The 12,554-nt window shown below is 53.7% G+C and carries 9 protein-coding genes; all 9 read left to right on the plus strand.

Going from position 1 to position 12,554, the window contains the following annotated elements:
• The first annotated feature begins 229 nt into the window (after positions 1–229).
• The 9 genes from ABD949_RS25120 (at position 230) to ABD949_RS25160 (ending at position 12,552) form a co-directional block, all read left to right on the plus strand.
• Positions 230–3,070, plus strand: coding sequence for a TonB-dependent receptor (locus tag ABD949_RS25120; RefSeq protein ID WP_345248225.1), 2,841 nt, complete (start codon positions 230–232; stop codon positions 3,068–3,070).
• A gap of 151 nt (positions 3,071–3,221) precedes the next feature.
• A complete protein-coding gene (locus ABD949_RS25125; protein WP_345248227.1) occupies positions 3,222–4,445 on the plus strand; it encodes an MFS transporter in 1,224 nt (407 codons plus the stop codon).
• 4 nt (positions 4,446–4,449) lie between these two features.
• Positions 4,450–6,471: a glycoside hydrolase family 3 protein gene (locus tag ABD949_RS25130; RefSeq protein ID WP_345248229.1), complete on the plus strand. Its 2,022-nt coding sequence runs from the start codon at positions 4,450–4,452 to the stop codon at positions 6,469–6,471.
• A gap of 18 nt (positions 6,472–6,489) precedes the next feature.
• Complete coding sequence (locus ABD949_RS25135; RefSeq protein ID WP_345248231.1) at positions 6,490–7,536, plus strand: SMP-30/gluconolactonase/LRE family protein; 1,047 nt, start codon at positions 6,490–6,492, stop codon at positions 7,534–7,536.
• 32 nt (positions 7,537–7,568) lie between these two features.
• Positions 7,569–8,192 carry an O-methyltransferase gene (locus ABD949_RS25140; RefSeq protein WP_345248233.1) on the plus strand — a complete coding sequence of 208 codons (624 nt, stop codon included), beginning with the start codon at positions 7,569–7,571 and terminating at the stop codon, positions 8,190–8,192.
• Positions 8,189–8,956 (plus strand): SDR family NAD(P)-dependent oxidoreductase, encoded by a 768-nt coding sequence (locus ABD949_RS25145; RefSeq protein WP_345248235.1) that lies wholly within the window; start codon positions 8,189–8,191, stop codon positions 8,954–8,956. Before ABD949_RS25140 ends, ABD949_RS25145 begins: the two co-directional genes overlap by 4 nt.
• A gap of 98 nt (positions 8,957–9,054) precedes the next feature.
• Entirely contained in the window at positions 9,055–10,218 is a 1,164-nt protein-coding gene (locus tag ABD949_RS25150; RefSeq protein WP_345248237.1) for an MFS transporter, read from the plus strand.
• A 75-nt stretch (positions 10,219–10,293) separates the two neighbouring features.
• Positions 10,294–11,058 (plus strand): DCL family protein, encoded by a 765-nt coding sequence (locus ABD949_RS25155; protein WP_345248239.1) that lies wholly within the window; start codon positions 10,294–10,296, stop codon positions 11,056–11,058.
• A gap of 504 nt (positions 11,059–11,562) precedes the next feature.
• The gene (locus tag ABD949_RS25160) at positions 11,563–12,552 is read left to right on the plus strand and encodes a VOC family protein (protein ID WP_345248241.1); all 990 of its coding nucleotides are present in this window, start codon (positions 11,563–11,565) and stop codon (positions 12,550–12,552) included.
• Positions 12,553–12,554: the final 2 nt, after the last annotated feature.

Consider the following 12,554-nt stretch of genomic DNA (forward strand, 5'->3'; position numbering starts at 1 on the left):
ATCAGCTAATTAGATAAAGCAACGGAGTGTGGTCAGCCATTTGTATCGCTTCGGGCAAATGCCGGATTCTGCATAGTTATTGCCGTTAAATGCTAATTTTTCCCGGTGCTGTCCTACTAGTTTTGTGAAACATATTACCCGAAAAATATAAAAAGCGAACAGTGCCTGCCAGCACCGTTCGCCCAACATAGGGTAGTTAACTGTCCGTTTCACAAACCCAATCAAAAAAATGCAAAAAAACAGACTTACCAAAGGAGTCATCCCTTTTTGGGTGCTCTTTCTGCTCTGCGTTCCTCTTTTTGCCCAGACCGGTTCTATTTCCGGCCGGATCATAGATGCCAAAGGAGAAGCCCTGGTAGGTGCTACGGTGATTATTAAGGGAACGAACAAGGGAAGTACGGCCGACCAGACCGGGGCCTTTACCATCAGCAACGTCGATAATGGGCCACATGCCCTCGTCGTATCCTTTATCGGTTACAAAACGCGGGAACTTGCCGCTTCGGTACCGCAATCGGGTAATCTGGCCATTACGCTGGAGAGTGATGTATCGGCGCTGGATGAAGTGGTAGTGACCGGGGTTTTCGACCGGCGGACCCGGATGGAGTCGTCGGTGGCCATTTCGACGCTGAATGCCCGCCAGCTGGAAGCGGTAGTGCCCAACAGTGCGGCCGATCTGCTCAAAAACCTGCCCGGTGTGTACGTTAACACCTCCAGGGGAGAAGTCGGCAACGCAATTTACACCCGTGGGCTGAACCTGAGTGGCGGCTTTTTCTACGTCTCCATGCAGGAAGACGGGCTGCCCATTATGGGGATTACCGGCCTGGTTAACCCCGATGGCTACTTACGGGCAGATGCCACCATTCAAAAGGTAGAGGGCGTACGCGGTGGTACAGCCTCTATTCTGGGGCCTAATGCGCCGGGCGGTATTTTCAATTACGTATCGAGAACCGGCGGTACCAAACTGGAAGGCGAACTACGGACCCGGCTGGGTCTGGAAGGCAATGGCCGTCACCCGTATTACCGGGGCGATTTCACCGTGGGCGGACCGCTGTCGGCCGACAAATCCCTGACGTTTAACATTGGCGGTTTCTATCGCCACGCCAACGGGGCCAAGTACCCGGGCTACCCGCTCAGCTACGGTGGCCAGGTAAAAGCCAACATCGTAAAAAATTACAGCTCTGGCTCCCTCAAGCTGTACGGCAAGTTCCTCGACGACAATACGGCTCCGTTTGAGTTTACGCCGACCGTCGACTTCTCGAACCCGCGTCCGGCCGGCAGCTTCACCAATACCAGCTCTACCCTGATTCAGTCACACCAGTTTACGGTACCGGGTTCCATTACCGGGGGTAAAACCTTCGAGTACGACACTCGTAAGGTTGGCGCGTACAACGACAAAGCTATTGGTCTGGTCTGGGAGCAGCAATTTGGCACCGGGTGGACGTTTACCAACAATGTTAAATTATCATCGAAAGACCATATCGCCCAGACCACGGCCGTGGTGTTTCCGTTCCGGGTCGACCAGCCTACGTTCTACGGTGTAACCAGCAATATCGCCCGCTTTGGTACCTATAACTTCTACGACCCGGCAACGGGCCAAAGCTACGGCACCGTTCAGCAGTTACCGCCGGCCGGAGCCGGGCAGCCGCTGCGGTTCATCCCCAGCAACCTGAACCTGCCCGGTGGAGATGTGTTGCCCAACGCGCTGTTCTACAACCCGAACCCGTATGGCGAGGTAAAGCTGAACGACCTGATCAACCAGGCGTCGCTGACGAAGCGGCTCGACAAAATGAGCTTTACGGCTGGTCTGTATTACGCATCCACCAAAGCAACGCGGTTGACCATGGTTCCGGCCGCTCAAAGTTTTGCTACGGTAGAAGACCGCCCGCGTTCGGTAGCCGTCAGGTACACCAATCTGGCCGGCGCTACATTTGACCTGACCAACGCCAACGGCATCACCAACCTGGGTGGCAGTGGCATTTACAACAACGAGGCCCGGATCAACCAGACGGCCGGCTTCTTCGGGCATAACTGGGAGATCACGGATAAGCTGAACCTGGACTGGGGGGTACGCGCCGAAAAGTTTGTGATCGACTCGAAGTTCACCACCCCGCGCCGGCTGGCCGACAATACCACCGGCGGGGCCGACGGCAACACATCGACGCTGTATGACGTCCGGGTGTGGACCAGCAACCCCGAGCAAACCTTCAAAAAAGACCTGCTCACCGTTTCGTATTCCGCCGGTCTGAATTATAAGGTAACTGAAAACATGGCGGTATACGGCCGCTTCTCGCAGGGCCGTAAATCACCGGATCTGAGCTTCTTCATGGATATTGCCAACCAGCAGCTTACGTCCGATATTGCGGTAGAAGCCCAAAGTATTCAGATGGCCGAACTGGGCCTGAAAATGCGTAAGGAAAAATACAGCCTGTTTGTAACACCCTTCTATACGCTGCTGAGTAATGTACCCAACTTCCAGATTTTCCAGAACCCGGACCTGACGTACTATGCCCCTCCCCGGGTGTACCAGAAGATTAGAACGGCCGGGGTCGAACTGGAAGGAACGTACACGTTTACCCCCAATTTCAGTTTGCGAGCTGTGGGCGTTTTCCAGAACTCGAAAGCCCTGAACTACGCCGTCTACCTGGCCAAAACCAATGGTCCGCAGGATGACGAACGGGTAACGTTCGACGGCAATTTCAACGATAACGTCGGTACCATGCTGACCATTACGCCGACGTATACGGTGAATAAGTTCATGGCGTCCATCAACTACCAGTATATGGGCAAGCGCTGGGCCAACGTGGGCAATGCCTTTGAGTTGCCGGCCTTCAGCGCCTTCGACCTGAATACGTCGTACCGCTTCAACCGGCATTTCCAGCTGAACGGTTCGATCAACAACATCCTGAATACCTACGGAATCATGGGATGGGCCGCACCGGGTGGTTTCCCGGCGGCCCTGGATACGCAGGGCTTTACAAAACAGATGCTGGAGGCTAACACGCAGGCCATATACGCGACCCTGCCCATTATGCCCAGAGCCTATTACCTGACGCTGAGTTACAAGTTTTAAATAAGACTCAAAAAAGCAGGAATAGGCAGCTTGATGGTTGTCTATTCCTGCTTTTTTGAGCATACTGTCTTAAAGCCGGCTGGCTGGGCGAAGCAAAGAATTCGCCGACTAAGCAGTATGGATCTGGAAGTAACTGACTTTAACCCTTATCATGCGGAATAAACCCTTCACCTACGAAAACGGCATTGTGGCCCTGATGGCGCTGACGTTTGGCTGTTTGTTTTTTGACCGGCTGGCGCTGAATTTTCTCATCCCCTACGTCGCGAAGGATCTGGATCTGAGCGATACGCAAATCGGTTTGCTGGCGGGGGCTTTGTCGCTGGCCTGGGCGCTGTCGAGCTATTTTTCGACGGCCTGGGCGGAGGCTAATAACAAGAAAAAAGGGGTTTTCCTGGTCGCCGTCGTTACGTTTTCGTTGTGTTCGGTGGGGTCGGGTTTGGCCGTTTCCTTTGGTACACTGCTGCTGGCCCGGCTGATTATGGGTTTCTCCGAAGGCGCTGTGATTCCGCTGGCGCAGAACTTTGTCGAACGCGAGTCGTCCCCGCATCGATTAGGGCTGAATGCCGGTATTTTGCAAGGAGTTGGGTCGGCTCTGTTCGGGTCGATTCTGGCTCCGGTTATTCTGGTGCAGATTGCCGAAAATATTGGCTGGCGTAATGCCTTCTACATCGCCGGAGTACCAGGTCTGCTGTTGGGGCTGGTTGCGTGGAAATTTATCAGAAAATCTACGGCGGAAAGCACCGTCGGCAAAAATACATCATCGACCGGCTTTGCGGAATTGCTACAATACAACAATGTCCGCTGGGGCATTGCGGTGGCCTGCTGCGTGTTTGGGTGGTGGTTTGCTACGCTGCCGTTTATCGCCAAATACTTTGTCGATGTACAGGGTATGAGCCCAGACCAAATGGGCCAGACCATGGGCCTGTTGGGCGTCTCCGGATTACTCTCCTCTATAATTGTTCCGGCGCTGTCGGACCGGATCGGGCGTAAGCCGGTCATGTTTATGTTTATGGGACTGGGGGCACTGTACCCTGTCTCCGTTTATTTTCTGAGTGGCTCGGCGTTTCAGTTGCCGGCCATGTTCATTACCTATTTCATGATGGGCTGTATTGCCATGATAGCCGCCGTAATACCGTCGGAAGCCGTTCCCGAACACCTTAGAGCAAAGGCAATGGGCTTAACCATGGGCGTCGGTGAAATTGTGGGCGGAGTGCTGGTGCCCGCGCTGTCCGGTGTGCTATCCGATACCATTGACCCCTCGGCGTTTCTGTGGGTGTCAGCGTCGCTGGCCGCTCTGGGACTGCTTTTTGTCACGAGGCTTCACGAAAGTCTCAAAAGCCGGATTATACAAGAAGAACTTATACTTAATTCCTGACCCAATGAAGAACGTCGTTGCGGGTATTGCTTCCCTGTGTTTAGTAACCCCTTTCGCACTTGCGCAGAAACCCGCTCAGCCGGTGTTGGGCAAACGCAGTGCCGAGGTCATAACTGACAAATCGCTGCAGTTTAAAGACCTCAACAAAAACAAAAAGCTCGATAAGTACGAAGACTGGCGACTGCCCGTTGAGGTTCGGGTCAACGACCTGCTGTCGCAGATGACGCTGGAGGAGAAAATCGGCTTTATGCTCATCAGCACCACCCGCATGGGCGGTGATAATGCGTTTGGACCCAATGCGAGCGGAGCCAGAGCCCAGATTACGAGCGCGTTTAACGAGGAGGATATGGTGACGACGAACAATATCTTTACCCGCAAGCCGCTGCCCGCCCCTATGATGTCGGCGGCTGGCACTACCAAAGGTATCATGCAGGCTCACCTGCGGCACTTCATCCTCCGCGCCAACACGGCACCGCGCACCATTGCGGAGTGGGCCAACAACCTGCAGGCCCTTTGCGAAACCTCCCGGCTTGGTATTCCGGCCATTGTGGCGTCCAACCCCCGAAACCATATCACCATTGATGCCGCCGTTGGCCTGAGCGTGGGCACAACGGCGTTTTCCAAATGGCCGGGTGAACTGGGCTTATCGGCTATGCATGATCTGAAACTCACCCGTGAGTTTGCCGATATTGCCCGGCAGGAGTGGTCGGCGGTGGGTCTTCGTAAAGGCTATATGTACATGGCCGACCTCGCTACCGAACCCCGCTGGCAACGCATCGAAGGCACCTTCGGCGAAGATGCTGACTGGGCAGCCAATATGATTCGCGAAGTAGTGCTGGGTTTCCAGGGCACTAAACTGGGCAACGGGTCTGTCGCCATGACGACCAAACACTTCCCCGGTGGCGGACCGCAGGAGGGTGGGCAGGACTCCCATTTCGACTGGGGTAAGTTCGCGCACTATCCCGGAGGTATGTTCGATTATCACGTGAAGCCGTTCAAAGCCGCGATAGAAGCCGGAACCTCATCCATTATGCCGTATTACTCCAGTCCTAAAGGCAAAGAGTTTGAAGAAGTCGGTTTCTCGTACAACAAAGCCATCATTCAGGACCTGCTGCGGAAGAAACTGGGCTTCAAAGGCATTGTCAACTCCGATACCGGACCCATTGAAATGATGCCCTGGGGTGTCGAAAACCTGTCGCTCCACCAGCGCTACCAGAAAGCGATCGAGGCTGGTGTCGATATCTTCTCCGGAACGGCCGACCCTACCATCCTGCTGGAAACCGTGAAGCAGGGTCTGGTTTCGGAAGCCCGCATTAACGAGTCGGTGGCCCGCCTGCTGAAAGAGAAATTTGAGCTGGGCTTGTTTGAAAACCCGTACGTGGATGTAGAGAAAGCGGAAAAGCTGGTCGGTAACGCGGAGTTCCAGAAAAAGGCGGACCTGGCCCACCGCAAGTCCATCGTGCTGCTGAAGAACGACGCGAAACTGCTGCCGCTGGCTCCCAAAACAAAAGTGTATTTTGAAACCTATTACGACAACGGGCGGAACAACAACCCCATCAGCGTGCTGAAGCCGGCCAATAACCCCGCGTTTGAGTTTGTATCGACCAAAGAAGAAGCCGATGTGGTGCTGGTATGGCTCGTCCCCAACGGGGGCGGCTTGTTCAGTTCAGCCGGCAAATCCATTGAACTAAGCTTATCGAAGAACCGGGTTGATGTCAAACACATTAACGACCTCATTAAAGGCAAACCGTCCATCATTGCTGTCAATTTCTCCAATCCCTGGGTGCTGGATGAACTGGACGGCGCATCGACCAAAACCGTGCTGGCAACGTTTGGGGCAACCCCGGAAGCGCTGCTCGACATCGTGAGCGGAGCGTATAAACCCACCGGTAAACTGCCGTTTACCATACCGGTCTCCCAAAAAGCAGTCGACGAAAACAAATCCGATGTGCCGGGATCTCAGGAGCCCAACGGCTACGCACTCTTCAAGTTCGGGCACGGCCTGAGCTACCAGACCGGTCAATAACCGGACCAATACGTACACATGCTGATTCGACACAACGCACCCAACCCGCTCAAAAACTGGCAGGTCAACCGCAACGACATCCGCTTTCTGGGCCGGAACCTGCAACGGCCGGAGTGCATCCTGACCGAACCCGACGGCACGGTCTGGTCGGCCGATGCGCGGGGTGGCCTGGTCCGAATGACGCATAGCGGTGAACAGGAAATCATCAACCCGTTTCAGGATACCGGAACCGAGCTCAATACGGCGGATAAGCAAGCCGATTCAGCGCGTTACATCGCATCGGTGGGTTCGCTCCCCAACGGCGTTTGTTTCGATAGCAACGGTAATTTCATCATTGCCAACTGGGGGACCAACCACCTCGAACGCATGACCCGCGACGGTCGGATGACGACGCTGCTAACCGAAATCGATGGTCAACCGCTTGGCAAAACCAATTTTCCGCTCCGTGACGCCAAAGGCCGCATCTGGTTTACGGTAACCACCCGCACCGAGCCCTGGAGCGACCAGATTAACACCCGCGCCACCGACGGCTACATCGCTCTACTGGACGAGACCGGTGCCCGCATCGTGGCCGAAGGCTTCTGCGGCACCAACGAAATCCGCTTCGACGACAACGAGGAGTGGCTGTACGTGGTCGAAAGCTCGGCTTGGAAGATTAGTCGCATGCGCGTAAAACCCAACGGCGACCTCTACGACCGGGAAACCTACGGCCCCGAACGACTGGACGGCTTTCCGGATGGATTCGCCTTCGACGCTTACGGCAACCTCTGGGTTACGCTCATCTTCACCGATGTGCTCGTAGCCATTACCCCCGATGGTGAGGTACTGACTTTACTGGACGACAGCAATCCCGATACCAGGAAGCGGCTGTTTGACGCCTACGAAAGCCGCTCTGTTACGCCCGAGATTCTGGCCGCTACGCAGGGAACGATTTGCCCCTGGATGGCCAGTCTGAGTTTCGGCGATACCGATTTGAAAACGGTGTACCTCGGCAGCTTACGGGGAACAAGCGTGCCCTACTTTCAAAGTCCGGTGTGTGGCCAGAAAATGATTCACTGGCGATGAGCAGCCTGGCTGACTTAACGGTAATTAGCACTATGAACCTTTCAAAACAGACCGAACTTGTATTGGCTCAATACCATCAGCGGATGGAGGAGGAAGCCCAACTGATGCAATCACTACCGCTGGAGGAGGGCATGCGCCGACGGGATGAATTTCTGCTGTCGGTGGGCGAAGAAACCGCTATGCTGCTGTATAGCCTCGTCAAAGCAGCTAAGCCCCGGATCATTCTCGAAATAGGTACGTCGTACGGTTACTCAACCCTGTGGCTGGCCGAAGCGGCTAATACCTACGACGGTCACGTCATCAGCCTGGAAATGGACGCGGCAAAGGCTGACTATGCGCGTCAGAAGATCCGGGAAGCCGGACTGGCCGATAGAGTTGAATTTGTCGTTGGCGATGCGCTGGATTATCTGGCAAAAACGGCGCAGACATTCGATTTTGTGCTGGTTGACCTTTGGAAAGAGCTGTACACTCCGAGTTTTGACCTGTTCTTCCCTAAACTTCAGGCCGGAGCTTACGTCATCAGCGACAACATGCTTTTCCCGCCCCACTCCAAACCGGAAATGGACGTGTACCGAAAACACCTTGCCGATACTCAGGCCTTTGATACAGTGCTCTTACCCATCGGCAGCGGCATCGAAATCAGTAAGCGGAGATGAAACGATTTGAGCAAAAGGTAGCCCTGGTCACCGGAGCCGCATCGGGGATTGGCCGCGCTACCGCCCTTTCGTTTGCACAGGAAGGTGCCAACGTGGTTTTGGCCGATGTTACTCAGGAAGCCGGAGAAGCCGTCGCGCAGGAAATCAGAGCTTCCGGGGGCGACGCCTTGTTTGTGCCCTGCAATATCGGCGAGAGAGCCGACATTGTTAACCTCATTCACCAGACAATTCAAACGTTCGGGCGTATTGACTGTGCCGTCAACTGCGCGGGTATTGCGGGGAAGGTATCCAAACCGGTTCACGAGTACCCGGAAGAAGACTGGCTGCAGCAGATTCAGATTAACCTGGTTGGTACCTGGTACTGCGTTAAGTTTCAGCTCGAACAGATGCTGACGCAGGGCGGTGGTACCATTGTCTGTGTTTCGTCGGCGGCCGGTCTGGTGGGGCAACCTGAGAACTCGCCCTATGCCGCTTCGAAGCATGGGGTAAACGGACTGGTCAAATCGGCCGCTATCGAGTACGCGACGAAAAACATCCGCATCAATGCCGTTTGCCCCACAGCTATCGAGACGCCCATGATTATGCACGGCCGGCGGAAACTGGCCGAGAACCCGGAAGCGTTGCAGCAGGCCATCAATTTTCAGCGCATGAAACGCATGGGCCAGCCGCAGGAGGTAGCCGATGTGGCGCTGTGGCTGTGCAGCGACCAATCTTCATTCATTACCGGACACTGCATGGCGGTAGATGGTGGCGCGTTCGCCTGAAAGTAGGCTGGTTCAGCCGCAAAGACGCTGACCTGAGGTCCTACTATTTAAACTTTTGGCTTATTTGCGGTATGGAAGCAGCAATACCGACAGTCAATGTGTCAAAGGCCTACCTGGCTACCCGGTTGATTTTTCTGGTCTGTGGCCTGGGTATGTCGAGTTGGGCACCGATGATTCCCCTGGCGAAAGACCGCTTAGCCCTAAACGACGCCAACCTGGGCTTGTTATTGCTGCTACTGGGTGCCGGGGCTATGCTGATGATGCCAACCTCGGGTTGGCTGGTGAGTCGTTTCGGTAGCCGCATCGTCATGGCGGGTGCGGGGGTGGTCATGGCGCTTACCCTGCCGCTCCTGCTGATTCTCTCCTCTACGGCGGCTATGGCCGTAACCCTGTTTATCTTCGGTGCCAGCATCGGTACAATCGACGTAGCCATGAACGCGCATGGCGTACAGGTGCAGAACCTGTCCGGAAGACCCATCATGTCGTCGTTACATGGCCTCTTTAGCGTGGGTGGGTTGTTCGGTTCGCTGGGCCTGGGCTTTCTGATTAAGCTGGGCCTGAACCCGGTCTATGCCATTGGCAGTATTGCCACGCTGATGATTGTCATTACCCTAACCCAATACAAAGACTTATTTCCTTTAGATATTGAAAAACAGGCGATTGCCCGTTTCTCGGCTCCCAATACGCAGACGACAACGAACAATCAGCGCTTCGGCTGGCTGCGCGGCCCGGTCTTGTTTCTGGGGATGATGTGCTTTGCCATTTTTCTGGCCGAAGGAGCCATCCTCGACTGGAGTGCTATCTTTCTGCGGGACATCAAAGCCATCACGCCGGAGTTTGCGGGAGCGGGTTATGCCGCCTTTTCCATTGCCATGGCCGTAATGCGATTGACCGGCGACAAACTGGTGGCCCGCCTAAGCGGCAAAACGGTGGTGGTGGGTGGCAGCCTGCTGGGGGCGGTTGGCTTAGGCGTCACCATCCTGAGTCCCTGGGTATGGGGCGCTATGGCCGGCTTTGTGCTGCTGGGTTTGGGAGCAGCCAATATCGTACCCATATTTTTCAGTGAAGCGGGCCGGCTACCCGGCATTTCGCCGACGGTGAGTATCCCGGCCATAACGACCATCGGGTATACGGGACTACTGGCCGGTCCGGCTTTACTGGGTTTTATCGCCCAGCAGTTTTCCCTGCCTACCGCGTTCGGCTTCTTAACCGTGCTATTGCTGCTGGTCGCGCTGAGTTATGGTGTGAAAGGGAAAGGCTGATACCTGCAAATCGCTTGAGTTAAGGTAGCTAAGACTTTCCAAGGCAAGCTTTGATTGACAAAGGAAATTTCAAAAATGGGAAAATCGCTCAAAATAGGCCAAAGAGAATTCAAATTTAAGAAAGACGCAATTGTCTTTTACAGAACAATTCTCAATGCTTACGACTTCGACCAATCGTTAAATGAAGCTGATTATGGAGCTGTTGTTGACTTACTTCACTATGGTTATATAAACCATGCAAGCGCTGACCCGGAAGGCGATGAAGATAACGAAATGGTCGAAAATGAGCCCATTGAAAGCGAAGATGACATTTTCATTGAAGATGTCAAGGTAGCCCGTGTTCAATTTAACACTAAGTGCTTTGAGGTCTTCTATAGTGACAACACTAGTGCATACATATCCTATCTGATGTTGATTAACAACAAGCAATACGACCCGGAAAAGTTGTTTTATGTCGCCTGTAGAAATTCGGTACATACTGATATTTATGCAGTAAAACGTGGATATTTTGATACGCATTCGGTAAAAGGCCAAGTGAAATGTCAAGAAACAGGTATTTTGTCGACGTGGACTGAGTTAGCTGTCGACCACAGGCAACCTAATACGTTTTCGATAATTGTTGAGCGCTTTAAAGAGGTGAATAACTTTGATTTGGAAGCAATAGAATATGATTCAAACCAGCACAATCACATCATCTTTAAAGATGAAAATTTGACTCAACGCTTTAGGGATTACCATAAGGCCAAGGCGAACTTACGGATTGTTAGAAAAGAGTGTAATTCAAGTCGGTCGGGATTCGCCAGAGTTAAAAAGACGGCCAAAGATTTGACAGTAAAGTGAGAGTGGAGAGTCTCCACCGGGCTACAGGCAGCACCTCGCAGATTTAATCTTTGCAACCCAACCGGCTGGCCATATTAGTCAACGCTCCCTACTGTCGCCAGTGACACTCATGGTTGTTGGTTAAACTGGATGCACTATCTAAGCATCTGATGTCTGGACAGCTACGAGCTGGAGGTCACCCCATCTTCTTCATACCCGTCTATCCAGTAGACTAAATGTTAGATACGGTCCGCCGTGCGCTTGGACATCATTACCGCAGTCAATCAGGTCCGGCATCTAGCGATAAATAGCCTACCTTCCCAATAACGCACGTATAGTCAGTAGCTTACGGTTAATACGTATTCTGCGTGCAGCGGTTTCACGATGTACCTGGAGTGAGGGGTTTCTTGTTAATCTTCGGCAAAATTGCCGGATTTTGCATAGTTTCTGCCGCTTTCCGCCTGTAATAAGGCTTACTATCTCATTAGTTTTGCAATATAAAATAGCCAAATAATTGTACGGTATATGGCAAAGAACCCGCATTACTTTTCGCATTTAGCGCACGTGGAGGTGTTGACCTCCGACCTCAATAAATCCGTTGAATTTTTTAGAGACGTCGTTGGCATGGACGAAACCGGCCGGGAAAACGACTCGGTGTACCTCCGGGCCTGGGGCGACTATTACCATCATACACTGAAACTAACCCAAAGCGAAACAGCAGGCTTAGGCCATATCGGCTGGCGTGCCGATAGCCCCGAAGCGCTGGACGAGTGCGTGGCTTACCTGGAGAGCATTGGTGCCGGCAAAGGCTGGGTCGATGGCGACCAGGGTCACGGTAAAGCATACCGCTTTCAGTCGCCGGATGGTCATACGCATGAGGTGTTCTGGGATGTGGTCTGGCTGCGCGAAAATGGCGAACGGGGCAGTGTATATGCCGACCGCTATGCCAGCAACCGCCTGAAAGGAGCCAATCCCCGGCGCATCGACCACGTCACCTACATGGTGGCCAAAGGAAAGTATGCCGCCGAGAAGGAGTTCTGGAAAGGTATGGGGCTGAAGAACCCGGACGAAATCAGGATGACCGACGACATGCCTCCCATTGGTGGTTTGTGGACAATTGGTAACCTGTCGCACGACATAGCCGTATTTACCGACCCCAACATCGGCGAAAACGAGGGCGTCCTAAATCACATCTGCTGGAACGTTGATAGTCGGGAGGAGGTCCTGCTGGCGCTGGATTATTTCATCGAGAAAGGCTACAAAAGCGTGATGGGAGCACCGACCCGCCATAAGGCCGACGAGGGTTTTTTTATCTACATCATCGACCCGGGCAGCGGAGTATTGTTTGAGTACTACGCCTGTGCCCGACTCGTTTTTGGTCCCGACCACCTGGACGTACACTACCTGAAAGACAATCCCAATGATGCCTGGGGCAGCGCCAACCCATTCGCCGAAATGGGCAAAGGTAAAAAGCTCGGCCTGACGGATGGCGTGGTTAAACCGGTGGATATTTAGTC

Source organism: Nibrella saemangeumensis (genome assembly GCF_039541915.1).
In the GTDB taxonomy this organism is placed as follows: Bacteria; Bacteroidota; Bacteroidia; order Cytophagales; family Spirosomataceae; genus Nibrella; species Nibrella saemangeumensis.